Source organism: Mesorhizobium sp. M0074 (assembly GCF_040322975.1).
In the GTDB taxonomy this organism is placed as follows: Bacteria; Pseudomonadota; Alphaproteobacteria; order Rhizobiales; family Rhizobiaceae; genus Mesorhizobium.
This window is the reverse complement of the sequence record NZ_JAMYUM010000004.1, coordinates 113,523-140,046: the sequence shown is the minus strand read 5'-3', so window position 1 is coordinate 140,046 and position 26,524 is coordinate 113,523. Positions and strand designations below refer to the sequence as shown.

The 26,524-nt window shown below is 63.0% G+C and carries 25 protein-coding genes; 13 read left to right on the top strand and 12 right to left on the bottom strand.

Annotated elements, in window-relative coordinates; translation table 11 throughout:
- Positions 1–3: 3 nt before the first annotated feature.
- Both NKJ73_RS07585 and NKJ73_RS07580 read left to right on the top strand, forming a co-directional pair.
- On the top strand, positions 4–1,107 hold the full coding sequence (locus tag NKJ73_RS07585; protein ID WP_352568895.1) for a FecCD family ABC transporter permease: 1,104 nt from the start codon (positions 4–6) through the stop codon (positions 1,105–1,107).
- 10 nt (positions 1,108–1,117) lie between these two features.
- Positions 1,118–1,906 (top strand): heme ABC transporter ATP-binding protein, encoded by a 789-nt coding sequence (locus NKJ73_RS07580; RefSeq protein ID WP_352568894.1) that lies wholly within the window; start codon positions 1,118–1,120, stop codon positions 1,904–1,906.
- Between the two features lie 29 nt (positions 1,907–1,935).
- Here NKJ73_RS07580 and NKJ73_RS07575 read toward each other — a convergent pair whose 3' ends face one another.
- Positions 1,936–7,101: an ATP-binding protein gene (locus tag NKJ73_RS07575; RefSeq protein WP_352568893.1), complete on the bottom strand. Its 5,166-nt coding sequence runs from the start codon at positions 7,099–7,101 to the stop codon at positions 1,936–1,938.
- Between the two features lie 394 nt (positions 7,102–7,495).
- Positions 7,496–7,957, bottom strand: a complete 462-nt coding sequence (gene rirA / locus NKJ73_RS07570; RefSeq protein ID WP_023676431.1) for an iron-responsive transcriptional regulator RirA — start codon at positions 7,955–7,957, stop codon at positions 7,496–7,498.
- A 191-nt stretch (positions 7,958–8,148) separates the two neighbouring features.
- Here rirA and NKJ73_RS07565 point away from each other — a divergent pair, with 191 nt between their 5' ends.
- From NKJ73_RS07565 to NKJ73_RS07555, 3 genes are all read left to right on the top strand, one after another.
- Positions 8,149–9,453, top strand: coding sequence for a DUF445 domain-containing protein (locus NKJ73_RS07565; RefSeq protein ID WP_352568892.1), 1,305 nt, complete (start codon positions 8,149–8,151; stop codon positions 9,451–9,453).
- A gap of 83 nt (positions 9,454–9,536) precedes the next feature.
- Entirely contained in the window at positions 9,537–9,965 is a 429-nt protein-coding gene (locus NKJ73_RS07560) for a phasin family protein (protein ID WP_352454553.1), read from the top strand.
- A gap of 138 nt (positions 9,966–10,103) precedes the next feature.
- Positions 10,104–10,601 carry a MaoC family dehydratase gene (locus NKJ73_RS07555; protein WP_292664992.1) on the top strand — a complete coding sequence of 166 codons (498 nt, stop codon included), beginning with the start codon at positions 10,104–10,106 and terminating at the stop codon, positions 10,599–10,601.
- A 30-nt stretch (positions 10,602–10,631) separates the two neighbouring features.
- On the opposite strand, the gene NKJ73_RS07550 is transcribed toward NKJ73_RS07555, so the two are convergent.
- Entirely contained in the window at positions 10,632–12,035 is a 1,404-nt protein-coding gene (locus NKJ73_RS07550; protein ID WP_352568891.1) for an aminotransferase-like domain-containing protein, read from the bottom strand.
- Positions 12,036–12,139: 104 nt separating this feature from the next.
- On the opposite strand from NKJ73_RS07550, the gene NKJ73_RS07545 reads away from it, so the two are divergent.
- Complete coding sequence (locus NKJ73_RS07545) at positions 12,140–13,048, top strand: DMT family transporter (RefSeq protein WP_352568890.1); 909 nt, start codon at positions 12,140–12,142, stop codon at positions 13,046–13,048.
- A 42-nt stretch (positions 13,049–13,090) separates the two neighbouring features.
- Here the strand turns inward: NKJ73_RS07545 and NKJ73_RS07540 are convergent, their stop codons facing one another.
- A complete protein-coding gene (locus NKJ73_RS07540) occupies positions 13,091–14,539 on the bottom strand; it encodes an MFS transporter (protein WP_502894569.1) in 1,449 nt (482 codons plus the stop codon).
- A gap of 139 nt (positions 14,540–14,678) precedes the next feature.
- Here NKJ73_RS07540 and NKJ73_RS07535 point away from each other — a divergent pair, with 139 nt between their 5' ends.
- Positions 14,679–15,572 (top strand): LysR family transcriptional regulator, encoded by an 894-nt coding sequence (locus NKJ73_RS07535; protein ID WP_352568889.1) that lies wholly within the window; start codon positions 14,679–14,681, stop codon positions 15,570–15,572.
- A gap of 19 nt (positions 15,573–15,591) precedes the next feature.
- On the opposite strand, the gene NKJ73_RS07530 is transcribed toward NKJ73_RS07535, so the two are convergent.
- The 3 genes from NKJ73_RS07530 to NKJ73_RS07520 are packed head-to-tail and all read right to left on the bottom strand — an operon-like array spanning position 15,592 to position 18,024.
- A complete protein-coding gene (locus NKJ73_RS07530) occupies positions 15,592–16,632 on the bottom strand; it encodes a zinc-dependent alcohol dehydrogenase family protein (protein WP_352568888.1) in 1,041 nt (346 codons plus the stop codon).
- 34 nt (positions 16,633–16,666) lie between these two features.
- Positions 16,667–17,317, bottom strand: a complete 651-nt coding sequence (maiA, locus tag NKJ73_RS07525) for a maleylacetoacetate isomerase (protein WP_023676422.1) — start codon at positions 17,315–17,317, stop codon at positions 16,667–16,669.
- The gene (locus NKJ73_RS07520) at positions 17,314–18,024 is read right to left on the bottom strand and encodes a fumarylacetoacetate hydrolase family protein (protein ID WP_352568887.1); all 711 of its coding nucleotides are present in this window, start codon (positions 18,022–18,024) and stop codon (positions 17,314–17,316) included. The genes maiA and NKJ73_RS07520 overlap by 4 nt, the downstream gene beginning before the upstream one ends.
- A gap of 373 nt (positions 18,025–18,397) precedes the next feature.
- Between NKJ73_RS07520 and NKJ73_RS07515 the strand changes: the two genes are divergently transcribed.
- Positions 18,398–19,420, top strand: coding sequence for an acyltransferase family protein (locus tag NKJ73_RS07515; protein ID WP_352568886.1), 1,023 nt, complete (start codon positions 18,398–18,400; stop codon positions 19,418–19,420).
- 19 nt (positions 19,421–19,439) lie between these two features.
- On the opposite strand, the gene NKJ73_RS07510 is transcribed toward NKJ73_RS07515, so the two are convergent.
- Together NKJ73_RS07510 and NKJ73_RS07505 are read right to left on the bottom strand one after the other, a co-directional pair.
- Positions 19,440–19,937, bottom strand: a complete 498-nt coding sequence (locus NKJ73_RS07510) for a GNAT family N-acetyltransferase (protein ID WP_352568885.1) — start codon at positions 19,935–19,937, stop codon at positions 19,440–19,442.
- 19 nt (positions 19,938–19,956) lie between these two features.
- Positions 19,957–20,721, bottom strand: a complete 765-nt coding sequence (locus tag NKJ73_RS07505) for a copper homeostasis protein CutC (protein ID WP_352568884.1) — start codon at positions 20,719–20,721, stop codon at positions 19,957–19,959.
- 225 nt (positions 20,722–20,946) lie between these two features.
- Here NKJ73_RS07505 and NKJ73_RS07500 point away from each other — a divergent pair, with 225 nt between their 5' ends.
- Together NKJ73_RS07500 and NKJ73_RS07495 are read left to right on the top strand one after the other, a co-directional pair.
- Positions 20,947–21,390 carry an SRPBCC family protein gene (locus NKJ73_RS07500; RefSeq protein WP_352454545.1) on the top strand — a complete coding sequence of 148 codons (444 nt, stop codon included), beginning with the start codon at positions 20,947–20,949 and terminating at the stop codon, positions 21,388–21,390.
- A gap of 119 nt (positions 21,391–21,509) precedes the next feature.
- Positions 21,510–21,965 carry a carboxymuconolactone decarboxylase family protein gene (locus NKJ73_RS07495; RefSeq protein ID WP_352568883.1) on the top strand — a complete coding sequence of 152 codons (456 nt, stop codon included), beginning with the start codon at positions 21,510–21,512 and terminating at the stop codon, positions 21,963–21,965.
- 28 nt (positions 21,966–21,993) lie between these two features.
- Here NKJ73_RS07495 and NKJ73_RS07490 read toward each other — a convergent pair whose 3' ends face one another.
- A complete protein-coding gene (locus tag NKJ73_RS07490) occupies positions 21,994–22,902 on the bottom strand; it encodes a LysR family transcriptional regulator (RefSeq protein ID WP_352568882.1) in 909 nt (302 codons plus the stop codon).
- 122 nt (positions 22,903–23,024) lie between these two features.
- Here NKJ73_RS07490 and NKJ73_RS07485 point away from each other — a divergent pair, with 122 nt between their 5' ends.
- From NKJ73_RS07485 to NKJ73_RS07475, 3 genes are read left to right on the top strand one after another with little or no spacing between them, the layout of a single operon-like run.
- Positions 23,025–23,528, top strand: a complete 504-nt coding sequence (locus NKJ73_RS07485) for a nuclear transport factor 2 family protein (RefSeq protein ID WP_352568881.1) — start codon at positions 23,025–23,027, stop codon at positions 23,526–23,528.
- A 59-nt stretch (positions 23,529–23,587) separates the two neighbouring features.
- Complete coding sequence (locus NKJ73_RS07480; RefSeq protein WP_352568880.1) at positions 23,588–24,571, top strand: alpha/beta hydrolase; 984 nt, start codon at positions 23,588–23,590, stop codon at positions 24,569–24,571.
- Positions 24,568–25,119, top strand: a complete 552-nt coding sequence (locus tag NKJ73_RS07475) for a nuclear transport factor 2 family protein (protein WP_352568879.1) — start codon at positions 24,568–24,570, stop codon at positions 25,117–25,119. The genes NKJ73_RS07480 and NKJ73_RS07475 overlap by 4 nt, the downstream gene beginning before the upstream one ends.
- A gap of 37 nt (positions 25,120–25,156) precedes the next feature.
- On the opposite strand, the gene NKJ73_RS07470 is transcribed toward NKJ73_RS07475, so the two are convergent.
- Both NKJ73_RS07470 and NKJ73_RS07465 read right to left on the bottom strand, forming a co-directional pair.
- Positions 25,157–25,588: a cupin domain-containing protein gene (locus tag NKJ73_RS07470; protein ID WP_352568878.1), complete on the bottom strand. Its 432-nt coding sequence runs from the start codon at positions 25,586–25,588 to the stop codon at positions 25,157–25,159.
- Between the two features lie 70 nt (positions 25,589–25,658).
- Positions 25,659–26,489, bottom strand: a complete 831-nt coding sequence (locus tag NKJ73_RS07465) for an AraC family transcriptional regulator (RefSeq protein WP_352568877.1) — start codon at positions 26,487–26,489, stop codon at positions 25,659–25,661.
- Positions 26,490–26,524 lie beyond the last annotated feature (35 nt).

Genomic DNA, 26,524 nt, shown 5'->3' with positions numbered 1-26,524 from the left:
GCGATGGCCGATCATTCGATCGCCGGTGCGGCGGGCATCATGACGACGGCAGCCGAGGGTGACCGTTCGCGGCGCGCCCGCCTCGTCGTCGTGCTGCTCTGCGTCGGGCTGGCTATCGCCGCGCTATTGTCTCTGACCTCCGGCGCATCCGATGCCTCGGCCATCGGCGTCATGCATGACTGGCTGTTCGGCGCGTTGCCCGGCGACGCGGCATTGAGCGCCCGCGACCGCCTGATCATCCATGACATCCGTCTGCCGCGCGTCATTCTGGGCGTACTGGTCGGCGCATCGCTTGCCGTCTCCGGTGCCGTCATGCAGGGGTTGTTCCGCAATCCGCTGGCCGACCCCGGCCTGATCGGCGTTTCGGCGGGATCGAGCCTCGGTGCGGTCGCCGTCATCGTGCTTGGCTCGACCATGCTGGCGCCGCTGACTACGGCGCTCGGCACGATGGCTTTGCCGCTGGCTGCGTTCTGCGGCGGGTTGGCGACGACATTGCTGCTCTATCAGGTCGCGACACGGCAAGGCCGGACCTCGGTCGCCACCATGCTGCTCGCCGGCATCGCGCTCGCCGCGCTCGCCATGGCGCTGACCGGCATCCTGATCTTCATGGCCGACGACCGGCAATTGCGCGACCTGACCTTTTGGCAGCTCGGCTCGCTAGGCGGCGCAACCTGGCAGAAGATCAGCTCGGTCGGGCCTGTCATCGTGCTGGCGCTGGCGGCAATGCCGTTCCTGGCGCGCGGCCTCAACGCGCTGGCGCTCGGCGAGGCCACGGCCGGCCATCTCGGCATTCCGGTTCAGCGGCTGAAATACACCGCGATTGTCGGCGTCTCGGCAGCGGTCGGCGCGTCGGTCGCCGTCAGCGGCGGCATCGGTTTCGTCGGCATCGTCGTGCCGCATCTGCTGCGTCTGCTGATCGGCTCCGATAACCGTTACCTGCTGCCGGCATCGGCCCTGCTTGGTGCGGCGCTGCTGCTTTTGGCCGACGCCGTCGCCCGCACCATCGTCGCCCCGGCCGAATTGCCGATCGGCATCGTCACCGCTGTCGCCGGTGCGCCGTTCTTCCTGTGGATCCTGCTGCGCAAGCGCGGCGTCATCGACCTGTGAAAGTTTGCCTATGATCGAAGCGCGCGATGTCTCGGTGGCGATCGGCGGCAAGCGCATCGTCGCCAACGTCGATTTCGAGGCGCGGCCGGGCGAAGTCGCGGCCATCGTCGGCCCCAACGGTTCGGGCAAGACGACCTTCCTCCGAGCACTGTCCGGCGATCTTGGCTATTCGGGAGAGGTCACCGTCAACGGCCGCAATCTATCCGCGATGAAGCCGGTCGAGGCGGCGACGGTCCGTGCGGTGCTGCCGCAGGCGACGACGCTGTCCTTCCCGTTCACCGTGCGTGAGATCGTCAGGCTAGGCCTGGTCGGCGGGCGCTCCGGCGCGTTGCCCGGCGAGGACCAGCGCCTGCCCGAACGGGCGCTGGCTCGCGTCGACCTCGACGGTTTTGCCGGCCGCTTCTACCAGGAGCTGTCCGGCGGCGAGCAGCAGCGCGTGCAGCTTGCCCGCGTTCTGTGCCAGGTCTGGGCGCCGGTGCTTGACGGCAAGCCGCGCTATCTGTTCCTCGACGAGCCGGTGTCCAGCCTCGATATCAAGCACCAGCTGATCATCATGGACATCGCCCGCGATTTCGCCAGACGCGGCGGCGGCGTGGTCGCCATCCTGCACGACCTCAATTTGACGGCGATGTATGCCGACCGGATTTTCGTCATGCATCGCGGCAGGCTCGCCGCTACAGGTTCGCCGCAACAGGTGCTCAGCGACGAGCTGATCGAAAAGGTCTTCGATTGCCGGCTGAAGGTCGGTGTGTTGCCGGCGGCAAACATGCCGTTCGTATTGCCGCAGTCGGCGGCGTAAAGCGGTTCATGTCACAGTCAATAGGTTAGTCACCTTAAGCGCTTGATGCGCTCCTGAAGCGCCAGCGCCGTGGGAATTTGCCTAGCCACAAGATACGACGCTAGTGCCACTAGCGCATCCCGAGCCGACTGATCCCGTCTCAATATCAATGCGTTCTGTTGGAGTGTTACGTCGAGAAGATTGACGAGCGCGTCTCCCGTACCTCTGCGATCCGGCCAATATTGTTCGCGGCTCGCGCCGGCGAACGATGCGGACAGCCATTTGACGCCATCGATCCGCAGTCCCGCGCCAGGCTTCGAAGCGAGAAAATAGGCGAATCCGGTCACGTTCTCCTCATCGATCTGCAAGTTGGCTTCCGCCCAGCGCTGGTAGAGTTCGCGCATGCCAAGCACTGTCTGTGCGGCATCCGGCAGATTGGTCAGGAACGCCTCCGACCCAAATCCGAGCAAACGCAGCAATAGCCGTTGTTCATCGAACCAATGGCCGCCCTTAGCCCAGCCGGCGCTTAAGGCGAATTCGATCATGTCGCGCCAGCGCGCGCAAAACGCAACCGCATCGCAGCTGCGGCTCAGTTCGATAAACCAAGCGCCGACGAAATGCTCGATGAGGTGATGCGCAGCGGGACCGAGGCCCAGAACCCCGCGCCAAATCTCCGGCGCACGTTCCGCCGGAACATGCGCGGCGTAGAAAGCAAGCTTGCCGATGATGTCGTACCCAAACTTTTCCGGCAGGCGATACTCGCCGCGCTCGTCGCGATGCTCCGAACAAAAGGCCGCCTCATAGACCCAGAGCGACAAGATCGCCGTGCGGCCGATTGCGAGCTCTGCTCCTTCCGGACGCGACTCGTCGGCGAGCAACCAGCCGTAGAAGCTGCCCAAGAAACTCGTATCGAGACCGTGCGAAGTCGTTTCATGCTCCGACGCGCGAAGCCAGGCTTTGTCCTCGGCGGCCATTTGGCGACGCCAGCGCGCTCGTTCAAGTCGTGTAAGACGTTGCCACGTGTGGAGCGGATCAAGGGCGGATTCATCGCATGGTGCGCCGGATAGCCGCCGGGCGCGCAGCCATTGTAGCCAGCGTTGCCAGCGCACGGCGATGTCGGGCGGGTCATCATAGTCCGGTCCGAACATCGACAAGGCTGACCAGAGGGTGCCGAGTTGCAGCAGGCGCCACCACCGCTCACCAAGCACTGTTCGGTGGTCGTAGGCAAGGAAACCCAGCACGCCGGCGGCATGCCCATCGCCGCTGGTCAGAATGCAAAGCAGGGCCTGCTCCCATCGTGTTTCTTCGCTGCCGCCACGGCGCCACAGATGAAAGATTCCATAGGCCGCGAACTTCAGAGGTTCGTCGAACCTGATACGCCGCCGACCTAGTGACTCGAAATCGTTTGCAACGCCATCGACGGCGGCTCGGAGTTCGGATTTGGCCGCTTCCTCCGCATTGGGCCGAGCCGAAAGCCACGCGCAAGCACAGACAACAAGTGTCGCCGCGGCCGCCAACCTGTTGAGCGCTTGGCGGCCCTTATCGTCAGAATCGTCCTCGGTCGACGCGGCGGTCAACACGCCCATCAGGATCTCAGCGTCTCGATCTGCCAGCTCGTCGCGCTGTTGAAGAACCTGCTCGCACCGATACGCGAGCATGAGATTTTGTAGCTTTGGAACGCTTGCCCGCTGGAAAGCAACAGCCTCGACTTTGACCGCTTCGGGGCAATCGAACTCGACCGTTTCTTTGCCGGTATGCGGGTCGTGATTGACCCGATAGTTTGCTTCATCAAGCTGCGCGCAAAGGATGCTGAATTCAATGGCTTCCTTGGGCGCTTCGGGTCTTTTCCAATTGGACATCGCTGCTTTGAGGAAGGCGGCAACGCCAGCGTCCCGAGGTATGAGCGCACTGACGCATTCAAGTAAATTCCGTTGTCGATAAGGCGCTACCGCCCAATCCCGTGCTGCGTTGAAAATGGCTTCTCCTGTGCGGCACCACGCGTATGCGTTGAATCGGCTGTTCTTGACCCGGCCCGCATCGAGCCAGAACACGCTCTCGCTGCTGAGCACAGGCATGAGCACGCCCGAAAGCAGGACAGACCGGTACTTGGCGATGTTCACTAGCAGGCCGATGAAGGCGAGCGAATTCCCTTCGTTCAGAAGCCGCTCCAGATAGCGGTCAATGTCTGCTCCCTGGTCCAACTGCAAGGTCAGCCACCGTTCCAAACCGTTCAATGCACAGTGAAGGTGTCCGGCCGAGTTGGATTCTTGCTGGGTCCAGTCAAAAACCATCCAATCGCCGAGATAGGACTTCTTCCTACCATCGCGCATCATCAGTGTGGTCTGGCGCGGTTTCCAACTGCTGCGCTTCTTGGGATGCCCCCATCTTTCAGCGGCGAAATTCACCAGGCGGATGAGAGTTGTCAGCGCAATGTCAGGGTTGATTTGCAGGAAGGTGAGGAACTGGCTTTTCCAGAAGGCGGTGGGATAGCTTTCGGCGTCGTATTCCAGGCCGACCCTGTCGAAATGCAAGCTGTCAGATTCTTCCTCTCTTGGGTTCCCTTCAATGATAGCGGCAAGCATGATCTCGTCGGCCAATTCGGGACGCAGGTTCATCAGAGGCGTCAGCGCCGCCGTATGAAGGGCGACATGGCGGAAGTCACTCTCGACGCGGCCTTTCGGGCCCAGTGGCCAAGGCGGCAGCTTTCGTGGACTGAGGAAGCTCACCGGGCCAATGGATCGCCGCTGGGCCAATTTTTTCTGATGATTCCGATACTCTGGATCGGACTTCATACGCTTCGCATGGTCTGCTGCCGTCTTTGCTTTGGCGTCAGCGATCTTTTTCGCAACCGCCGCGGCCTGAGGACGCCGTTGGGCCATTTCCAGCGCCCATGTGGCCACGTCGTCAGGGAGATCCCATCCACCGGAAAACGCCGCCGCGTAGATTGGGCGCTCACCATCGCCGACGTAGATTACATCTTTGCCCTGATCGACCTGGAGCGCCCGCGCCGTCGCCAATGCAATCTCGGCAAACTCCTCACGAAACGGCAGGGGCATATCGGCGTGCAGCCGCAACGGGGTTGTCGTCAGCCACGCCGCACAGACGTCGGCCACAGTTGGGGAGACGAGTTCCGCAACTTGCGCCAGGTGCGCGTAAAGAAAATTCGCCATCGCGGGCCAAAGCCCAATGATTGGGGTTCGATACCTATCTTCCATATAGAGTGCGAGGGCACGATCGACGTTTTGTAGTGCCTCCGGTGCACTGGGTAACGTGGCGATGTGAAGGAACCGGCGAAGCAGGCGATTTAGCCTTCCACCACCGTTCGAGAACAACAGTTCAGCACGGGCATTCAAAAATCGGGCAGCTTGCGGATCAAGGCACAGTGCATCCAGCATTATGTCAGCAGCGGACGTGGCTCCCTTCGCCTCCAAGACCGAGAGCACCTCATCCCATTCACTTACGGTGCCGGCGGGCTCGCGCAGAAGGAATTGACCGAAAAGGCGCAATGCCCCGCCCCACAGCGGATTATTGGCCAAAACGGCCCACCGATCGACATCATGCGAAATTTCCTTGAGCCGTTGGAACCGGACCCAATCCGCCGCAAGATCGTGCTCGAACTCAATCCGGTTGCGCGCGTTCTTCCGGAGCGGCAGGTGCGCTGGCCTGTTCTGGAAGATTATTGCGTCTGTCGCGTCCAACTCGCTTAGCGCGAAGCTTCGCACGAACTGCGCTTCACGTTCCGCCAGCCGAATAAGCAAGTTTTGGGAGGCCGGTTGCCCTTGCGTCCAAAATGCCCAGATACGATCCGCAATTGCCGCAGGTGACGTCAGTTCCGGGCTTCCCGCCTGAAACACGGCCGATGCCTGGACGACCCAACCCAAGATTCGTAGGTTGGTGAGGGCCGCCACTGTTTCATCCCGATTAGCCAGCCAACGCAGGTCGCCGCTCGCGCGCAACGCGGTTCTTACATCCTCGACACTGATGGTCTCCACGGCGAGATGATCGTGCACGGCTTGGCCGATCAACGGCTGGAGCCGGTCGCGCCACCCTTCGGTTTGACTGAGGATTACAACGCGCCACGGCAGGCTGCTTGCCGAACCAGTGGGCTGCGCCAGGCGCTGAATGAGCAGTTTGGTTCGAGAAAGTGCGTCGGTATCGAGCTTTTCTGCCGCATCAATCACGAGCACATTGGCAGGCCTCGAACTCCCCTGAAGGACATTGTGCAGAGGGTACGCCAGTTGGAGCCGGGATCGATTTATCTCGCTGGTCGCAAAATCGATCTGCTCCGCGCCAAGCCACACTTGATTCTCGGCAGGAAACAACTCGTCGAGTGTCATTTTGACGAGCGCCGATTTCCCGGTACCGGACTCGCCAAACACTGCCACGATCGGCTGATTTCGCAGAAGCGCCGCAAGCTTGGCCTTGTCGTCTTTGCGGTCGATGACCAAGCCTGAAGGAAGCGCGGTCTCGATCCGCGCTTTGTAATCCAAGGTTAACGCTCGGAGAGCGTTCCATGACCCCTCGAAGCTCGGCTGATCCTTGAGGCGGTATTTGACGCGGAGGTTTTCCCAAACCGTGCAAAGCGTCAGCGTACCGGAGCCGACTCGCGTGTCGGTAGCCATTTGCACCAGATCGGTCCAGACCGATTGTGCCTCGTTTCGGTGGCCGGTCTGCAAGAGCGTCCGGCATCTGGCGATTGCTTCCTCAACCGAGGATGATTGATCGAGCTGAAAGTCGAGCGGGATGACGGCGAGATGCCGGATCAGATCGACGGTTTCGGAGTCCGTTGCTATGCTGGAGCCGCCTGGCGCTTGGATGCTCTCAAAAATGCGCGTGTGCTTTTGCGTTTTTCGAATGCGCGCGATAGCGAGAGCCGGGTCGTCACCCGAACACCAACTAACGATATCGCTCCATAGCGCTGTGAATGCCGCGTGCCGCCCACGCGTCACGAGCGCCAACACATCGGTCGTTTGCTGCATCGGACCGTGGGAGTCTCGCCATTGCTTCCAGGCGCGCTGAACGAAGTCGGCCGGTAGACCGTTGGCCGATACCTGCATGTTGCTCTTGCAGGAGAGGGCAAGGTGGCTGCCGCCGACTTCAGCCGTCACCAATAAGTCGTCGATCTGCCAGTGTAATGCGTCGGTCTGCGACTGGATTTTTGTACCCCCGACTCCGATCCCCGGCAATTTTTCGCCGGTCAGGATCTTAGTCGCCAACCATCCAGATGAAAGGTCCTCAAAGGTAAACCCAGGGCCGGCAGTCTGGCGCGTCGTTACAGGGCTAGGCGCTCTCTTCTTCACTGAGCTTTTCAGCGCGTCGCTTTTAATGGAGGACAAATTTATGCCTGATAGGACTGCGGCCCGCACCTGCGTTGAACGTCAGAGCGATTACAACAACGCAGACTTACACCGCTAGGACGTTTATAACCTTTTGATGCTCCCATCTCCAAACCGAAATGTACAACTATTTCAGGGATTTTCCATTGTTTTGCACAAGGGAAAGCCAGAAAACTATGGAGCTTGGACTGCTGGCCTTGATGACGTCATTTCCGAATGCCCTCCAAAACCGACGTGTGACCAGTTCTGGGCTAAGCTCCACATTAGCCAAAAATCAGGCGGCCGGCGCCCTTTGCACCAGCATGTCGATGCCGAGCAGGTGCCGCACATTCGGGCGCGCCGCCACCAGATCGGCGATCGTGTAGCGCGACAGCACGGCGAAGAAGGCGTTGAGCGCTTCGCGCAATGCCGAATTCAGCGCGCAGCTGTCGACCAGCGGACATTCGGCGGCGTCGTTCTCGAAGCACTCGGCCATGGCAAAGCTTTCCTCCGTCACCCGCACGACATCGAACAGGCTGATTGATTCGGCCGCGCGGCCGAGCCTGACGCCGCCATTCCTGCCGCGCACCGTTTCGATCAGGCCGTTTTCGACCAGCGGCTGCAGGATCTTGAACAGGAAAAGTTCCGATACCGAATAGGCGGCGGCGATCTCGGGGATGCGGCTCAACCGCTCGGTGTTGGCGGCGCAATACATCAGAATGCGCATGGCGTAGTTGGTCTGACGGGTAAGCCGCATTGTGTCCTCACATAACAGTGGTTGGCGTCAATATGGCCTATAGTTTGGAACAATTCCAGACTGGCGCTGCACAATAGATGAATTCCGGCGTCAAGTTTGCGTGCACGATTGCGCGCACCGGAACCAGCGGCGCGCTTTCTGGGGCAGGCGACACTAGATAAGTTCGCATACACGATCAGGAGCGGCCCATCATGTCACGACCAGCCCCGGCATTTGCATCCGTCGCGTCCGTCCGGTTCGACGCCGATGCCGACGCCAAGCTTTTGGCGCTCAGGCGCACCAAGTTCGTCGCCGCCGCAGCACTCGCGTTTTGCGTGCTGATCTTCGCGGTGGCGAAATCGCTCGAGAGCCGGCATGCATGGTTGGGCTTCGTCGCCGCTTTCGCCGAGGCGGCGACGATCGGCGGGCTGGCGGACTGGTATGCGGTGGTGGCGCTGTTTCGGCGGCCACTTGGCCTGCCGATCCCGCATACGGCCATCATCCCGGAAAACCAGAATCGCATCGCCGACAATCTCGGCCGCTTCATCGAGGTGAATTTCCTGGCGCCGGAACCGGTGCGAGAAAAGCTCGCCGAGGTCGACTTTTCCGCGCTGGTCGCGGACTGGCTGGCCGACCCGAACCGCGCCGCCGATTTGTCGCGCTTCGTCGGCCGGCTGGTGCCGCAGACGCTGGCGGCGGTCGAGCAATCCGGACTGCGCGGCTTCGTCACCAGCCGTATGCTGGAGCAGATCGAAAAGGTGCCGCTGGCGCCGCTCGCCGCCGAGCTGCTGTCGGCGCTGACTGACGATCGCCGCCACCAGAAATTATTCGACGAGTTCACCAAGGTGGTCGGCCGCTTCCTGAGCGACGAGCAGGCGCTGGCGACGATGCGCGAGAAGATCCGCGAGGAACTGCCGTCGCTGTTCAACCTGTTTCGCGCCGACGCCTATCTGTTGAAGAAGATCATTGCGTCGGCCGGCTCGCTGCTCGATGAGGTGCGGGCCGATCCGCACCATCCGATGCGAGCCGAATTCGACCTTTTCGTCGAAACCTTCGTCAAGCGGTTGAGGACATCCAAACAATATGCCAGGCGCGCCGAAAAGCTGAAGCGCGATTTCCTTGCCCGGCCAGAGCTCAGCGCGCTGGCCGGCGATATGTGGGACAGCCTGCGGCTGTTCATCGAACAGGACGCCAAGGCGCCGAATTCGATGATCCGCGACCATCTCGCCACCATGTTCGTCGAGGTCGGCCGCCATCTTGCCGACGACGCGCAGATCAGGGCCGACATGAACCAGGGGTTCATCGTGGCGCTGGCGTCCTTCGTCGAAAGCCAGAAGAGCGGCGTGTCGAAGTTCATCGCCGACCAGGTCAAGCGCTGGGACCTCGCGCAACTGACAAAGCTTATCGAAATGAACATCGGCAAGGACCTGCAATATATCCGCTTCAACGGCATGATCATCGGTGGCCTTGCCGGGCTCGTGCTCTACACTGCCGAACGGCTGTTTCTTGTCGGCTGACTCGTCCGAATGGACCGCTGAGCTTCGCTGCACTATCTTCCGTGCAGTGGCGGGGCTCACGGCAACAAGGGGAGAGAACCAGCATGGCAAAACGACCGGAGTCCGAGTCCTTCATCGACATGTTCGGCAAGTTCGGCCGCGACCTGAAGCTGCCGAATGTCGACGTCGAGGCGATCCTCGCCCACCACGCCAAGAACCTGGAAGCGCTGGAGAAGTCGGCACGGGCGAGCGCCGCTGGAGCCTCGGCGCTGTTGTCAAGGCAACGCGAGATGCTGCAGGACACGCTGCGCGAAATCACCGACATGGCACAAAGCTACAGAGCGCCCGGCAATCCGCAGGAAATGATGCAGAAGCAGGCGGCGTTCGCCAGAAAATCCTTCGAGACCGCGCTGAAGAATGCCGGCGAGATGGCCGAACTGGCGAGGGCGTCCGGCACCGAATCGATCGAAATCCTGCGCAGCCGCATCAAGGAGGCGATGGAGGAGATCCGCGCCGGCCACGACAAGAAATAAGCTGTTCCCCAGCAGCACGCTTGCCGGCGGCGAAGACTGGCGGTTCGCGGCCGAAGATTATGGGCTGGAATCGCACTGGCGAATTGACAGGGGCGGCCCGTCGTGGTCCGGAACAGGCAAGCGATCGGGAAAGCAGGAATGACGCAGATACGGCCGAGGACGCCGCCGACCTTCGAGCAACTCAGGGCGATGGCCGGGCAGGAATTAGGCGTCTCGGACTGGACGCTGGTCGATCAGCACCGCATCGACCAGTTTGCCGAATGCACGGGCGATCATCAATGGATCCATGTCGATCCCGAGCGGGCGAAGCGGCAAAGCCCGTTCCGCACCACGATCGCGCATGGCTATCTGACCCTGTCGATCATCGGCGCGCTGGCGCTCGAGATGGGGATCGTACCCGAAAACACGCAGGCCGCGTTCAACTACGGTTTTGACAAAGTGCGTTTCGTGGCACCGGTCAGAGTCGGCTCGCGAATCAGGCTGCGCACCACGCTGTTGTCGATGGAAGACAAAGGTCCGGGGCAGTATCTGATGAAGGCCGCCAATACGGTCGAGATCGAAGGCGAGCAGAGGCCGGCGCTGACCGCCGAGACGCTCGTCATGCTTTACGCACGCCGCAAGCGGGCCGGCACCTGAGAGTTCAGCCTCAGTTTTGCGGCAGGGCAATCAACGCGACATCGCCTGTTCAAGCGCCCTGAAAATCCGGTCATCTCCGGACTGCGCGACGTTGAAGCGCATGAAACGGCTGGCCGACCGGGACAGGCTGAACGCATTGCCGGGCGCAAGCACGACGTTGGCCGACAGGGCATGGCGGGCGACATCCGCGGCATCTATCCCCTCCGGCAGCCTGCACCATAGAAACATGCCGGCCGGCTGATCTATCCATGGCACGATGCCGATCGCCCTGAGGCGGGTGCCGGTTTCTTCCATGGCGCGCGAGAGCCGCGCGCGCAGCAGATCGACGTGCTTGCGATAGAGGCCGTCCTTCAGCAGCGTCAGTACCAGTTCGGATGCAAGCCGACCGCTGCCAAACGATGTGGCGATCTTGAGATCGGTCAATCCTTCCATCCAGTCGCGAGGAGCGGCGATGAAGCCGCAGCGCACCGATGCCGACAACGTCTTGGAAAAGCTTCCGATATGAATGACCCGGCTGAGGCCGTCGAAGGCCGCCAGCCTGGGCGCCGGCGTGTGTTCGAAATCGGCGAAGATATCGTCCTCGATGATCGTCAGCCCCGACTGGTCGGCGAGCTTCAGCAGCCGATGGGCAACGACCGGGGACAATATAGCGCCGGTCGGATTGTGGAGCGCCGAATTGGTGATGTAGAGGCGCGGCCGATGCTCGTTCAGTGCCTGCGCGAACAGCTCGATGTCCGGACCCGAGCGCGTGTAGGGGACGCTGATCACCTTGGCCCGATGGGCGCGCAACAGGGCATGGAAGTTGAAGTAGCAGGGATCGTCGACCAACACCGTGTCACCCGGTTCGAGCAGGAACCGGCACAGCAGGTCGATCGCCTGAGTGCCCGATTCCGTCAGCATGATCTGGTCCGGAGAGGCTTCGATGCCGTGCTCGGCCATGCGCCGCGCCAGCAGATGGCGTAGCGCCGGCAAGCCGAGCGGCGTGCCGTAGTCGGTCAGCGCGGCGTCGTCGGCGCGGGCCGTCGTCCGCAGTGCCCGGCGCAATCCAGCATCGGGCATCCATGTTGCCGGCAGCCAGCCGCAACCCGGTTTCAGGACGCCGTCGCCGGCTTCCAGCGATTGGCGCGAGACCCAGAGCGGGTCGACGGCACGGTCAAGCCTGGGGCCGATCTCGGCCAGCGACAACGGAGCCAACGGTCCGGCGGCATAGAAACCCGAGCCCGGCCGCGAGCGGATCATGCCTTCCGCCGCAAGACGCTCATAGGCTTCGACCACGGTGGATTTGGAAACCTGCATGGCTTTGGCGAACGCCCGGATCGAAGGCAGCCGCGTTCCCGGTGTCAGGCTGCGCGCGGCGATCCTGTGCCTGATCGTCGCCATGACGCTTTCGACAAGCGTCCGGCTGCCCTCATCTGTTGTCGTCTGCTCATCCATCCGTACTGCTCGCCCTACCATGACGGTTTTGTCAAACTGTACCTGATTGTCTCTGGCGGAGCCAGACGCCCGGCCCGATAGAGGGCGAAATCAGCGGGGCATCGATGGACAAGGCGGCGAGTAGTTGGGCGGCGAGTAGTTGGGCGGCGAGTGGTTGGGCGGCGAGTGGCTGGATCAACGGGTTCATAGGCGTGCTGATCTTCAGCGGTTCGCTTCCGGCGACGCGCGTGGCGGTGATGGATTTCGATCCGGTGTTCGTAACGGTCGCCCGTGCGGCTTCGGCGGGCATCCTCGGCCTGGCGCTGCTGCTCGTTTTTCGTCAGAAGCGCCCGGAGCGGCGAGATCTGTTCCCGCTGGCGATCGTGGCGCTTGGCGTCGTGGTCGGCTTTCCCCTGCTGACGGCGCTGGCGCTCAAGCACGTCACGTCGGCTCACTCCATCATCTTCGTCGGCCTGTTGCCGTTGGCGACCGCGATCTTCGGCATGGTTCGAGGCGGCGATCGCCCGAAGCCGGCGTTCTGGCTGTTCTCGTGCCTCGGTAGCGCCCTTGTCGCCAGTTTTGCAGTCACGCAAGGCCTGTCGGTCTCGCCGCTCGGCGACATCTTGATGCTGGCCGCCATCATCATGTGCGGATTGGGCTATGCCGAAGGAGCGGCACTGTCGCGCAAGCTCGGTGGTTGGCAGGTAATATCGTGGGCGCTGGTGCTGTCGCTGCCGGTCATGCTGGCGCTGACGTTCATCACCATGCCGCCGTCGCTCGAAAGTGCCGGCAGGGGCGCGTGGATCGGCCTGGCCTATGTGTCGCTGTTCAGCATGCTGATCGGCTTCGTGTTCTGGTATCGCGGCCTGGCGCAAGGCGGCATCGCCGCGGTCGGGCAGTTGCAACTGCTGCAGCCCTTCTTCGGCCTGGGGCTGGCGGCAGCGCTGCTGCATGAGCAGGTCAGTCCCGCCATGATCGCCGTCACCGCCGCCGTCGTGCTTTGCGTTGTCGGTGCCAAGAGATATGCGAGATAGGTGCGCCGGCTGCCGGAGTTGCATGCGAACCGGGTGGAATCCTCAAGGATGCTTGGCAACGATATCTGTTCGCCCGGCAGTGGCGCGGGCTGAAAATACCGCAAGGATCAGCGCCATCAGCACCAGGCCCGTCGCCACCTGGAAAGTGACCTGCATCCCTCGTGCCGCTGCCGCAGGTGCCAACACTGCCAAGCCAGTGCCTTCCCCAGCCGATGCGAAGGCGAACACCGCGCCCATCACCGACGCACCGGTGATCAGGCCGAGATTGCGCGACAGATTGAGCAGGCCGGAGACGACGCCACGCTGGTCGGGTGCGACGCCCGTCATCACGGCCGAATTGTTGGAGGTCTGAAACAGGCTGTAGCCGGTGCAGACGATGATGATTGGTACGACATAGCCGGCAATACCGAATTCCGCCCGCGACAGAGCAAAGGTGCCAATAGCGAGATCGAACAGGCCGACGATCATGATCCGGTTCGCCCCGAAACGATCGACCAGGCGTCCGGCCGGCAGCGCCGCCAATGCGGTAATCAGAGGGCCGGTCGACAGAACCAGCCCGACCATGGCTGCGTCTAGCCCAAGCGCGCGCGACAGATAGAATGGTGCGACCACCAGCGTCGCCATCATCACCGTGGCGACGATCAGGTTCATGGCGAGGCTTGCGTTCAACGCCTGGTCGCGGAACCTCGCAGGCTGGATCAAAGGGTTCTGGACCCTTGTCTGCGCAATGACAAACAGCAGGCCAGCCACGGTGGCGGCAATCAGCAAGCCGACATTGAGAGAACCAAAACTGCCACGCCCAAGGGTCATGGCGAGCGCATAGGCGGCTAGCGTCAGCGCGAGCAAAGCCGTGCCGATCCCGTCGAAACCGCGCCGACCTGGCGTCTTTTTTCCGGCCGGCAGGAAGCGCCAGGCAAGCGCAAAGGCCAGCACCCCCAACGGCAGATTGATGAGGAAGATCGCGCGCCAGCCGAGGCCGGCGATCAACAGTCCGCCAAGCGAGGGGCCAAGCGTGGTGCCGATCGCCGACATGGCGCCGAGCAGGCCCATGGCGCTGCCGGTTTTATCCCGGGGAACCGTGTCGGCGACAAAGGCCAGCGTCAGAGCCATCATAATGGCCGCGCCGAGCCCCTGTGCCGCCCGTGCAGCGATCAGCAGCCAGAGCGTCGGCGCGAGCCCGCAAAGCACCGATGCGAAGGTGAACAGGGCAATGCCGCCGAGCAATAGCGGTCGGCGGCCGAATATGTCGGCGAGCCGCCCGACGCTGACGATCAAGGTGGTGATGGCGAGCAGATAGGCCAGGACGACCCATTGCACGAGCTGGAACGATGCGTCGAACGCCTGCATCAGCGATGGCAGCCCGACGCTGGCGATGCTGGTGGCGAGCGACGACAGCAGCGTTGAAAGCGACAGGCTTGCCAATGCCCATCGGGTCGAGCGTGCGCTCACCGGGGCAACTTCGTCCCAGGTCTTTTCAGCGGTCGACGCCAAGGTGAACTCCTTTGCCGGCAGCCCCCAATCGGAGCTGTCGGACGCTATTCCCTCGCATGATGTGGCGGAAGGCGCAGTATTTGCATCTTATTCGTGCACGGAACGCCACATCACGGCTGAGCTGTGCTATGGTCCTTCCATGTCGTCACCCGATCTCAATCTGCTTGTCGCCCTCGATGTGCTGCTGAGCGAGGGCAGTGTGGCGCGTGCTGCCGCGCGGCTGCGCCTCAGTCCCTCGGCGATGAGCCGGACCTTGGCGCGGTTGCGCCAGGCGACAGGCGACCCATTGTTGGTCCGGGCCGGCCGTGGCCTGGTTGCGACGCCGCGCGCGCTCGAATTGCAGCAACGGGTAGGTCGAGTCGTTCAGGATGCGGAAGCGCTGCTGCGCCCGGCCAAGCTCCTCGACCTCTCTGCTCTCGACAACGTCTTCACGCTGCGCGCCAACGAAAGTTTCGTCGAGGAGTTCGCACCGCGTCTTCTGACCCGTGTCGAAGCGGATGCACCTGGCGTGCGGCTGCGGTTTGCGCCGAAATCCGACAAGAACGACATGTCGTTGCGTGACGCGGCGGTTGATCTCGAAATCGGGGTTGCCAATGAAACGAGCCCTGAAATGCGCATTCAGGCGCTGTTTCGCGACCGCTTCATCGGTGCGGTGCGAACGGGTCACAGGCTGGGCGAGGGCCCAATGACGCCGGAACGCTATGCGGCCGGCCGCCACATCAGCGTTTCGCGGCGTGGCCGCGAAAAGGGCCCGATCGACGAGGCCTTGAAACTGCTCGGTCTCCAGCGGACGATCGTGTGCATGGTTTCCAGCTTCTCGGCCACGCTCGCCATGGCGCGCGCCTCCGATCTGATCGCCAGCGTCCCCGAGCGGCACACGCTGGGCGCGCGCACGGGCATGTACAGCTTCCCGTTGCCGGTCGATATCGAGGAGGTCACCATTTCGATGCTGTGGCATCCGCGACTCGATGCCGATCCGGCACAACGCTGGCTGCGAGCCTGCGTGCGCGAGGTCTGCGCGTCGTTTCGCTGATCCAGACTCAGGGCGTGATCTAGAATCTGGTCACCACGCCGATGCCGATGCCTTCGAAGCCGCCCATCGCCATCAAAGCGGCCGGCGCTTCCTCGAGGCTGATCTTTTTGCCGACCAGCAGTTCGGGTTTGAGCTTGCCGGTGCGGATCATCTCCATCATCGCCTGGTAGCGAAACGCCTGCATACCGTGGCTGCCGCGGATTTCGAGCTCGAATGCGATCACCTTGTCCATCGGAATCTGCGACCTGGCATGGTCGCCGAGCATCAGGCCGACCTGCACGTGGCGCCCGCGGCGGCGCAGGTTTGCGATCGAGTTGAACGAGGTACTGGGGTGGCCGAGCGCGTCCATCGACATGTGCGCGCCGCCATTGGTGATTTGCTTGACCGCCTTGACCACGTTCGGCGTCTTTGCCGCGTTGATCGTCGCCACCGCGCCGATCTTTTTGGCAAAGTCCAGCTTCTCGTCGGTGAGGTCGATGGCGACGACATTGGCGCCCATGGCGCTGGCGATCATGATCGCCGACAGGCCGACGCCGCCGCAGCCGTGCACCGCCACCCATTCGCCGGGCGTCACCCGGCCCTGGTCGACGATGGCGCGGAACGAGGTGACGAACCGGCAGCCGAGGCTGGCGGCGGTGGCGAATTCCATCTCGTCGGTCAAGCGCACGAGATTGGTGTCGGCATGGTCGATGGCGACATATTCGGCGAACGACCCCCAGGCGCTGAAGCCTGGCTGGAACTGGTGCTCGCAGACCTGGTGGTTGCCCGAGGTGCATTCGAAACAGCGGCCGCAGCCGACGGCGAAAGGCACAGTGACACGCTCACCGGTCTTCCAGCGGGTCACCTGCTTGCCCACCGCGGCGACGACGCCGGCAAGCTCGTGGCCGGGCACATGCGGCAGGCGGATGCCGTCGTCGTGGCCCATCCAGCCATGCCAGTCGCTGCGGCAAAGCCCGGTCGCCTCGACCTTGATGACGACGCCTTCTGGCGCCGGCGTCGGATCCGGCACGGTCTGGATCGTCGGCGCCTCGCCGAATTTTTCGAAGACGACGGCTTTCATCGGCAGTTCCTCATCACTTCATGCAATTTGCGGTCTACTCGGCATCGATCTGGTTCTCAGGCGCGGCCTTCTGGAACGCCGGCAGCGCCATGCAGGCGGCATTGATGCGCGAGATCGTCGGGTAGGGCGTCATGTCGACGCCGAAGCGGGCATTGCTGGTGACCTGTGCGACCAGGCAGATGTCGGCCAGCCCCGGCGTGTCGCCATGGCAGAATGTCTTGGTCTCAGGCGAGGAAGCCAGAATCTTTTCAAGCGGCTGGAAGCCTTCGTTGACCCAGTGCCGGAACCAGTTGACGACATCCTGGTCGCCGGCGCCGAACAGTGTGCGCAGCGAGGTCAGCACGCGCAGATTGTTCACCGGATGGATGTCGCAGGCGATCATCTGCGCCAGCATCCTGACGCGGGCGCGGCCAGGCGCATCCTTGGGCAGCAGCGGCGGCTCAGGCGTGGTCTCGTCGAAATATTCGATGATCGCCAGCGATTGCGTCAGCAGCGTGCCGTCGTCCAGGACCAGTGCCGGCACCAGCCCTTGCGGATTGACCGCGAGGTAGGCGGGTTCGAGATGCTCGCCGTGGCGCAAATGATGCGGCACGTAGTCGTAGGACAGGCCCTTCATCTCCAGCGCGATCCGCACCCGGTAAGAGGTCGAGGAGCGGTAGTAGTTATGGAGGACGATGTCGCTCATCGGATCGGTTGGCCGATGGTCAGTTCGATTTCGCCGATGCCGTCGACGCCACCGGTGATCTTTTCGCCCGGCCCGACGGCGCCGACGCCAGCCGGTGTTCCGGTGAAGATCAGGTCGCCGGGCTTAAGCTCTAGCGCCTCGCTGCAAATCGAGACGATGTCGGGAACCGGCCAGATCAGTTCGGCGAGGTCGCCGTCCTGCCTGATCTCGCCGTCGACCGCGAGCCAGATGCAGCCCTTGTCGGGATGACCGGATTTTTGCGCCGGAACCAGCGGGCCGCAGGGCGCTGAACGGTCGAAGGCTTTCGACCAGTCCCACGGCCTTGCCGCCTTTTTCGCCTCGTCCTGAAGGTCGCGGCGAGTCAGGTCGACGCCGACGCCGTAGCCCCAGACATGGTCCAGCGCCCGCTCGCGCGGTATGCGAAAGCCGGCTCTGCCGATCGCGACGACCAGCTCGATTTCGTGATGCAGGTTTTGGGTCAGCGGCGGGTAGGGGATCGTGGTGCCCGAACCGACTGCCGCGTCGACCACTGCGTCGCCTGGTTTGGTGAAGAAGAAGGGAGGGTCGCGCTCGTCATTGCCGAGCTCGCGGGCATGGGCTGCGTAGTTGCGGCCGACGCAGAAGATCCGGCGCACGGCAAAACGCTCCGGCGAGCCGGCCACGGCCACCGACGGGGTTGCGGGCAGGGGAAGGACGAAGCCGGTCATGCACTGTCTCTGTTCAGTGGATATGTCGCTGGCACATTCGACCGATTTGGCCGGTCGGGCAAGGCATTGCATCGCGCAAAGGCTAGGCCTGCCGCGTTGCGTCGCGGAAATCGCCGGTACATTTTGCTCTGCCGGCCAAGATGGCAATGTACTATTTGGGAACAAGCCGGCCACGGCGCGAAGCGCCTGCCGCCAACGCCTGAGACTGTCGACCGTTGGTTTCGGGGAACGGACATGACAGCCCCTTTCGGTCCGTCCCCCTACTTCGGGCGTGTCGTTATCTCGCACTTGCACAAAGCTCTGGTGCGCTGCAATATAGCTGGAGGAATGCGGCCTCCAGCCCACCTTTCGCAGGTTCAATGAAGGGACCGGCATGACGGACATCTCCGCGACGCGTCTTGTCGTGTCCAGGCCTGTGGCCGATAGCTCGGCAAGAACCAGGCTTGCCTATCTCGACGGCTGGCGCGGCCTGTCGATCGCGCTGGTGCTGATCGGCCATTTCTTCCCCGTTCCCGGCATCAATCTCGGCGTCCTGGGCGTCGAATTCTTCTTCGTGCTCAGCGGCCGGCTGATGGCCGAGATCCTGTTTGTCGAATACTATCCGCTGAAGAAATTCTTCAAGCGCCGGTTCTCCCGCATCTACCCGGCACTGCTGATTTTTGTCGTCGCCGCGATGGTTGCCTTGTCCGGCACATTCATCGCCTTCAAGTCGAAGGCGGCGCTGACGGCGCTGACGTTCACCTACAACTATGCCGGAATTCTCGTCACCCGCGCCGGCGCGCTCGACCATATCTGGTCGCTCTGCGTCGAAGAGCACGCCTATATCATCCTGGCGCTGATCAGCGTCGTCGTCTCGGGGCGGTCCCGGGTCATCATGTTGCTCGGTGCATTGTCGGTGCTGGCCATGGCAAACGGCGCCATCTCCTACTGGGTGCTCGCAATAGGCTACGAGGGCACCTATTGGCGCACCGACGTGCACATCGCCTCGATCCTGCTGTCGGCGGTGATATGCCTGCTCAAGGCCGACGACAGGCTGCCGGCGCTGCTCAAGGGGCCGCATGTCGCCCTGGCGGCCTCAGTAGTGGCTGTGCTCCTTTTCATGGCTGCCGTGCCAACCCCGATCCACTATCTGCTCGCGGTGCCGCTGCTGGCGCTCGCCGTCAATTCGCTCGACTTCAGCAGCCGGTATCTGACCGGGTTTCTATCGTCCCTGCCGATGACGATGCTGGGGCTGTGGTCGTATTCGCTCTATCTTTGGCAGCAGCCTTTTTATCAATTCGTCGACATAAAAGGCAGTTCGCCGTGGTTGATGCTGGCGGCGGCGTTCGCTTGCGCGCTGTGCAGCTACTACATCATCGAAAAGCCGGCCCGCTCCTGGCTGAACCGCAATTGGTAGGGCGAACGGCGCCCGCCGTTCAGCCGGCGATCCGTCTTGCATAATACCGCACGGCTTTCCTGCCGCCGTGGATTACCGCGTCGCCCACTTCCGCAAAGCCGATTGCGGCATGGAAGGCGTCCGAAGCCGGATTGGGTGGCTCGGCATTGACTTCGCAGGTGACGATCGCCTGGCCCGCGCGTGACGCCTGCTCGAACAGATCCTCGTACAGCCGGCGGGCATGGCCGCGCCCGCGCGCTGCGGCGGCGACCACGACGCGATCGACATAGACGAACCGCGGGAAGCGCTGGCGAAACCACAGGAAGTTCGGGCTGTCGTAGCTCGCGTGCTGGTCGAAGGTCATGATGAAGGCCTGGAGCGCACCGATACGGCGCGCGTAAAACGCTTCGCCGAGCAGGAAGGACAGGCGCTCAGGTTCGAGCCATGATAATTCCGCAGCGTGCTCGTTGTTGAGCGCGAGGATGGCGGGCTCATCCTGCGGCGAAACCCGTTCGATCGGCAAACGCACTTCGATCATGTTGTTCGATCTTCCAGGATCATGCCCGGGCAGCGGCGATGGTCGCCGCCACCAGCGCCTCGTCGGTCACGGTGTTGCGGTATTCGCGGTCGAGGTCGGTGCCGCCCATGCCGACCCCCGGGTTGCGGTAGCGCATGGCACTCGGCACGTCCTTGAGCGCGGCGAAGTGCATTTCGCTCAACCCGGTTTTCCTCCGCACCTTTCTGATGTTCTCGGGATCAAGCCCGCCGCAGCCGAGGATGATGATGCGGTCGCCGGCCTGCCTGACAAGATCGGCGAGCAGGTCAGCGCCTTCCAGTGCCGTGTCGCGCTGGCCGCTGGTCAGCACGCGGCCGACCTTGCAGCGGATCAGCGTCTCCAGCGCCTCGGTCGGGTCGCGGGTCATGTCGAAGGCGCGGTGGCAGGTGACGTTCAAGCTTCCCGCTGCCTGCGCCAGTTCGCTCATGCGCTGTTCGTCGATCGTGCCGTCGGCAGCGAGGCAACCGACGACGACACCGGCGACGCCGAGCTCGGCAAGCGCGCCGATATCGGCGAGCATCGAACGATATTCGGCTTCGCTATAGAGAAAATCGCCGCCGCGCGGCCGCACGATGACGTGGAACGGGATCGTCGCCAGCTCGAGCGCCGTGCGCACCGTGCCGAAGCTCGGTGTGATGCCGCCTTCGATCAGGCTGGCACAGAGCTCGACACGGTCGGCGCCTGCGGCTTGCGCGGCCAGCAGGCCGTCTATGCCTTCGACGCAGATCTCGATCAGCGGGAGGCGAGGACGTTCGGTCTCGGTCATGGGCGATCCGTCGATGATTTCAGCTGGCCAGCGGTAGCATCGGGCATGGTGCGATGAAAGCCGGAAGTGTTGGCTCAATGTGCTTGCGGGCGCGCCTGCCATTCCGCCGCTTGACACATTCATAACTTAAGCGTTATACGTAACTCATAGCTGGTGGGTTATTGGTTCTCATGGAGAGCGCGTTGTTGATAACCCAGCCAAACCGCAAACAACGGGTCCGAAGTCATGACTGAAGCAACCACAATCGAAACCAAATCCATTGTCGTCGAGCGTCTGATCCCGCATGCGGCTGAAAAGATATGGCGCGCACTGACCGTGCCGCATCTAGTTGCCGAATGGCTGATGGAGAACGACTTTGCGCCTGAGCAAGGCCATCGCTTTACCTTTCGCGCGACGCCGGTGCCTGGCTGGTCCGGCGTGACGAACTGCGAGGTGCTGAAGATCGAGCCGCCACGCCTGCTAGCCTACAGATGGGGCGACGGCACCGAATCCGACAGCGGTCTGAAGACCGTGGTGACATGGTCGTTGACGCCCGAAGGTACAGCGACGCGGGTGCGCATGGAGCATTCCGGGTTCCGGTCCGAGGACGAGCGCGGCTATATCGGCATGGGAAGCGGTTGGCCGCGCATTCTCGAGCGGCTTGAGCGGGTGACTGCCTCGCAAAGCTGAAGATCCCGGCGCTCGCCTTGCCGCAACGCGGCGGCCGGCGAACTGACAGAACCAAGACATATCGAGACCCCGGATGTTCGTCGTCCGGGCTTGAAAAAACACGCCCGAAGGAGACCACTATGCAAGCACGATTGAAAAACCCGGTGATGCTCATTCCCGGCGCCTTGCAGGCGCTGCTCGCGCTGGACAAGTCGACAGAGACTGCCGACCTGTCCTATGTGACGCGCAAGCTCGTCCATTTACGCGCCAGCCAGATCAACGGATGCAGCCTCTGCGTCGACATGCATGCGCGCGAATTGAAGAAGGCCGGCGAAAAGGACGAGCGCGTCTTCACCGTGTCCGCATGGCGGGAGACACCCTACTTCACCGACGCCGAACGCGCCGCGCTGGCACTGACCGAGGCGGCAACCCGGTTGGCCGACCGGCCAGACGCGGTAACGGATGCGGTCTGGGATGAAGCCGCCCGGCACTATGACGAAAAGGCGCTTGCCGCCCTGGTCGTCCAGATTGCCCTGATCAACGCATTCAACCGGCTCAACGCAACCACCAGGCAGATGGTCGGCGCCTGGGGCTGAACGGGGCTCCCTTTTTCGCAACGGCACGTCAGATCCGCAACTCGTGAGCGTTCGCGCGGACGAAGTCGATGAAGGCCCGCAGCTTCGGCGGTACCAGGCGGCGGCTCGGATAATAGAGGTGGAGCGGCTCGTAAGCTGGACAGAAAGGTTCCAGCACCTTGACCAGCGCGCCTGAGGCGAGAAGCGGCGCGGCGAGGCCCTCGACGGCGAAGGCGAGGCCAAGCCCTTGCGCGGCGGCGGTAATGCACAGCGGAAGCGTGTTCACGACCAGACATGCGTCCGGCGTGAATGCGACTTCGCGTCCCTCCACGATGAACTCCCAGGGTGAAATCGTGCTGGTGCGGGTGAGGGCGAATGCGATGCAGCGATGGGCGGCGAGGTCTGCCGGCCGTTTCGGTGTGCCGTTGCGCGCCAGATAATCGGGGCTGCCCACCACGACCATCTGCAGGGGCCCGCCTAGGCGCGCGCCGATCATATCTCTCTCGAGAAGCTCGCCGATGCGCAGGCCGGCATCGAAGCCGTCGGCGGCGATGTCGACGAAGCTGTCGTCGAAAATCAGACTAAGCCGCACTTCGGGATAAGCATCCATGAACGGCCGCATCAATGGCTCTATCAGCAGCGGCGCGGCGATCCAGGGCAAGCTGAGGCGCAGCGTGCCGGCGGGACGATCGCGGCTCTCGCGCAGAGCCGCACCAGCCGCCCAGATGTCTTCGGCTGCCGGGCGCACATGGTCGAGGTAGTGGGCGCCAGCTTCGGTCAAGCCAACGCTGCGGGTCGTGCGGTTGAGCAGCCGCACCCCCAGGCGCTCCTCGAGCCCCTTGACCGCCTCGCTCAACGAGGCCGGAGCGACGCCGAGCTCAGCGGCGGCGCGGGTGAAGCTTTTGGCCTCCGCAACCTTGACGAAGGCGACGATGCCGCTGAATTGGTCGAGGCGCATTGTAAGGATTTTCCAAATAGCCCTGTCGAACTCTACTGGTTTTTCCGGCGAACAAAAGGCGTCATGTTGGGTCCGACGAACCGGCCTCGGGAACGGCTCGAAAAGACAAGGAAACAGGATCGATGACCAGGCTTGCTTTACTCGCCGCCGGCACTCTTCTGGCGGTGTCTGCCGCCCCGGCGCACAGCGGGCCACTGGAAGACCGCAATATCCAGCTCATCAAAGACTATTACGCAGCTTACGCGACCGGCAATCCCGAGGCCATGCGGCCCTTCCTCGCGCCCAACGTCGTGTGGCGTATTCCCGGCCATCATCCGCTCGCCGGCGACAAGCGCGGGCCGGACGAGGTGGTCGCCTTCTTCCGCGGCCTGGCCGATGGCAAGTTCAAGGCCGAGCCGATCTTCTTCCAGGCGCAAGGCGACGTCGTTGTCGACGTCCATCGCGGCTGGTCGAATGTCGGCTCAGGTCCCGAGATCGACCAGTTCTACGCGCTGATGTTCCGCATCAAGGACGGCAAGATCGCCGAGGCACAGAATTTTTTGACCGACATGTACCAGTCGGACACCTTCTACTGGGCGCATTACCCGCTGAAGCCGCTGCCCGGCCGACTGGCTGGCGAGCGCTGAGACGGCGGTCTTTCTCGCAACGCGCAGCGCTTCTCACTCCAAGCCAAAGGAGACTTGCGATGTTTAAAACCCTGACACTTGCCGTAGCAACCACCGCCGCGCTCGCCGCCTCCAATGCCGTCGCCGCACCGCGCGTCGAGCGCGTCACATTCTCCTCGCATGGTGAGCAGCTTGTCGGCGAGCTCTATCTGCCAGAGGATCTGGACGCGGCAAAACCTCGGCCGGCGCTGGTCGTGACCGGCGCCTGGATGACGGTGAAGGAACAGATGCCGGGCCGCTACGCCCGCGAGATGGCCGATCGTGGCTTCGTCGCCTTGACCTTCGATTTTCGCGGCTGGGGCGAAAGCGGCGGCATGCGCCGCCAGTACGAGGACCCTAGCGCCAAGATCGCTGACATCGAAGCGGCCGTCGCCTATCTCGCGAGCCGGCCCGAGACCGACAAAGACCGCATCGGCGGGCTCGGCATCTGCGCCAGCTCCGGCTATATGGTCACCGCTGCGGCAGGAAACGCCGCGATCAAGTCGGTCGCCCTCGTTGCGCCCTGGTTGCAGGATGCCGAAGTGGTCGAGCAGACCTATGGCGGCCGGAATGGCGTCTTCAGGCTTGAGGCCGTGGGCGATGCGGCCAAGGCTGAGTATCGCCGCACCGGCAAGCAAGCGTTCTTGCCGGCCGCGAGCCTGACCGACGAGCGCGCGATCATGTTCAAGGTGCCTTACTACACCGAACCCGATCGCGGCATGATCCCGGCGTGGCGCAACGAGGCCGATCCGGCGTTCTGGCGCGGCTGGCTGACGTTCGACGCCATCCAGGCTGCTCCGCGCCTGCACCAGCCTTTTTTGATGGTGCACAGCGAGGCGGCTGCCATTCCGAAGGGGGCGCACAAATTCTACACGCGGCTGACCAGTTCCAAGCGGGAGCTGTGGCTCGACAATGTCACCCAATTCGATTTCTACGATCGTGCCGCGCCGGTGAAGGCGGCGAGCGATGCCGCCGCCGCGCACTTCCGCGCGACGCTCGGCAGTGCGGGGGAGGCGGGACAATGAGCCTCGTCACGCGCCGGCATGTCCTGGTCTCGGCGATTTCCGCTGCGATGATTTCCGCCGTCTCGGCGCCCGCCTCGAGCGCGCCGGGAGATGCGCTGACGGTCAAAGACAGGATCGCAATCACCGAGGCAGTGGCCGGGATCGGCCTCTATGCCGACCTGCGTGAATGGAACCGGGTCAGATCCTATTTCGCGGCCCGTGTCACGACCGACTATACCAGCCTCTTCGGCGGCGAGGTCACGACCAGCGGCCGCGACGCGCTGATCGCCCAATGGCAAGGGCTGCTGCCGGGCTTCGACGCCACCCAGCACCTCATCACCAACATCATTGTCGAAGGCGCGGACAACGGTGCGGTTGCACGCAGCCATGTCCGCGCAACCCATTGGATCGGTTCCCGGTTCTGGACGGTTGGCGGCAGCTATCTCCACCGGATGGTGCGGACGCCTGAAGGCTGGCGCGTCAAGGCAATCTCCATCCGCCGCTTATACGAAGAGGGGGATCGCGCGGTGCTGGCCGCCGCCGCCGACCGGGTGAAAGCTGCGGAGTGAATCCGGTGTTCCTTGCTGGAGTGCCCGACGACCGCAGTTACTGGCGCAACACCGTGTTCTTGGTGCCCTCTTCGACCTGGTCAATGACCAGCAGCTTGACCGGATCGGCGCCGATATTGGTCGCCTGATGCCACTGCCCGATCATCTCGATGATGAAATCACCTGTTTGATAGGTGTTGCTCTTGCCGGTCTCGACATTGGTGACCTGAAGCGTGCCAGCCTCAACATAGGCATAGCGCGGAAACGGATGCTTGTGGACCGGCAAGGTGGCGCCCGGCGCGATCTGATAGGCCGAGACCAGGACCTGGACGTTCTTCTGCGGCAGCGTGATCGGCTGGCCGGATGCAGTTTCGGTGCGGGAGGCAAGCGGGGTCACGACAACCGGCGTCCCGCTGGCATCCAGCGCCTGGGCGTTATTTGCAAGCAGAACCGCCGCGAGCAGCAGCGTCGATCCCAAGATTTTTCGCATGATTCCCCCCGAGCTGCGTCAGCATTGCGCAGCAAGCATTGGCGCGCAAGCTTGTCTGTTCAAGAGCGCCTTATCCCGCTCTTCTGAACATGCCTGGGGTCATGCCATGCATAGTCCGGAAGGTACGGGAAAGATGGCTCTGGTCGGCGAAATCCGCCGCGATAGCGGCGTCGGCGAGGCCAAATCCCTGTTCGATCAGCGCGCTCGCCCGGCGCAATCGCCGGTCGCGGATATAGGCCGCCGGCGTCAGGCTAATTACCTTGTTGAAGTCGCGGATGACCTGGAACCGGGTCACGCCAGCCGCGCCGGCAAGCCGCTTGAGGTCGAGCTGCGAGCCAAGCTCGCTTTCGACAAGATCGCGGTAGAGGGAAAATCTTCGCTGCGATCCGGAGCTTTCGATCTCTTCGGCCTGTCCGCTCGAGTCGCCATGCCGAACGATCAGCCGTCGCAGCGCCACGAGCAGGGACGTCTCGGCCGTCATTGTGTCCGGGGATGTCGAGCCCTGGTGTGCTGCCGTCAATGCTGCGGCGAGACTGCTGTCTTCGATCGTCGCGCGCGAAAACACCGGAGCGCCGTCGCGGCCGAGTTCGCGGGCAAGCGCGGTCATCAGCGGCACCGAAGGATAAAACGTCCGGTAGGCCCAGCCTTCATCCGCCCCGCGTTCGCCGTCATGCCACTCCTCGGGATTGACGACGGCAATGGTGCCTGCCGGAGCGAGAACGCTTTTGCGGCCGATGCGAATGCGCTCGCAGCCAGAGGTGATCAGGGCGATCACATAGGTCGGATGCGTGTGCAGGTCGTAGCGGTGCCGGGTGAAGCGCGCCTCGAACAGGCCAAGGTCGGGGAAGCACGGATGGCGCCAGTATTTCCCGGTCTCTGCCGCTTCGTTTGTCCTTGCCATGGTCAATCCGGTTCAAGACGCCTCTCGCCGGGCCT

Coding starts and splice junctions, on each gene's coding strand:
- NKJ73_RS07585 (WP_352568895.1), top strand. CDS start 4: ATGGCCGATCATTCGATCGCCGGTGCGGCGGGCATCATGACGACGGCA.
- NKJ73_RS07580 (WP_352568894.1), top strand. CDS start 1,118: ATGATCGAAGCGCGCGATGTCTCGGTGGCGATCGGCGGCAAGCGCATC.
- rirA (WP_023676431.1), bottom strand. CDS start 7,957: ATGCGGCTTACCCGTCAGACCAACTACGCCATGCGCATTCTGATGTAT.
- NKJ73_RS07565 (WP_352568892.1), top strand. CDS start 8,149: ATGTCACGACCAGCCCCGGCATTTGCATCCGTCGCGTCCGTCCGGTTC.
- NKJ73_RS07560 (WP_352454553.1), top strand. CDS start 9,537: ATGGCAAAACGACCGGAGTCCGAGTCCTTCATCGACATGTTCGGCAAG.
- NKJ73_RS07555 (WP_292664992.1), top strand. CDS start 10,104: ATGACGCAGATACGGCCGAGGACGCCGCCGACCTTCGAGCAACTCAGG.
- NKJ73_RS07550 (WP_352568891.1), bottom strand. CDS start 12,035: ATGGATGAGCAGACGACAACAGATGAGGGCAGCCGGACGCTTGTCGAA.
- NKJ73_RS07545 (WP_352568890.1), top strand. CDS start 12,140: ATGGACAAGGCGGCGAGTAGTTGGGCGGCGAGTAGTTGGGCGGCGAGT.
- NKJ73_RS07535 (WP_352568889.1), top strand. CDS start 14,679: ATGTCGTCACCCGATCTCAATCTGCTTGTCGCCCTCGATGTGCTGCTG.
- NKJ73_RS07530 (WP_352568888.1), bottom strand. CDS start 16,632: ATGAAAGCCGTCGTCTTCGAAAAATTCGGCGAGGCGCCGACGATCCAG.
- maiA (WP_023676422.1), bottom strand. CDS start 17,317: ATGAGCGACATCGTCCTCCATAACTACTACCGCTCCTCGACCTCTTAC.
- NKJ73_RS07520 (WP_352568887.1), bottom strand. CDS start 18,024: ATGACCGGCTTCGTCCTTCCCCTGCCCGCAACCCCGTCGGTGGCCGTG.
- NKJ73_RS07515 (WP_352568886.1), top strand. CDS start 18,398: ATGACGGACATCTCCGCGACGCGTCTTGTCGTGTCCAGGCCTGTGGCC.
- NKJ73_RS07510 (WP_352568885.1), bottom strand. CDS start 19,937: ATGATCGAAGTGCGTTTGCCGATCGAACGGGTTTCGCCGCAGGATGAG.
- NKJ73_RS07505 (WP_352568884.1), bottom strand. CDS start 20,721: ATGACCGAGACCGAACGTCCTCGCCTCCCGCTGATCGAGATCTGCGTC.
- NKJ73_RS07500 (WP_352454545.1), top strand. CDS start 20,947: ATGACTGAAGCAACCACAATCGAAACCAAATCCATTGTCGTCGAGCGT.
- NKJ73_RS07495 (WP_352568883.1), top strand. CDS start 21,510: ATGCAAGCACGATTGAAAAACCCGGTGATGCTCATTCCCGGCGCCTTG.
- NKJ73_RS07490 (WP_352568882.1), bottom strand. CDS start 22,902: ATGCGCCTCGACCAATTCAGCGGCATCGTCGCCTTCGTCAAGGTTGCG.
- NKJ73_RS07485 (WP_352568881.1), top strand. CDS start 23,025: ATGACCAGGCTTGCTTTACTCGCCGCCGGCACTCTTCTGGCGGTGTCT.
- NKJ73_RS07480 (WP_352568880.1), top strand. CDS start 23,588: ATGTTTAAAACCCTGACACTTGCCGTAGCAACCACCGCCGCGCTCGCC.
- NKJ73_RS07475 (WP_352568879.1), top strand. CDS start 24,568: ATGAGCCTCGTCACGCGCCGGCATGTCCTGGTCTCGGCGATTTCCGCT.
- NKJ73_RS07470 (WP_352568878.1), bottom strand. CDS start 25,588: ATGCGAAAAATCTTGGGATCGACGCTGCTGCTCGCGGCGGTTCTGCTT.
- NKJ73_RS07465 (WP_352568877.1), bottom strand. CDS start 26,489: ATGGCAAGGACAAACGAAGCGGCAGAGACCGGGAAATACTGGCGCCAT.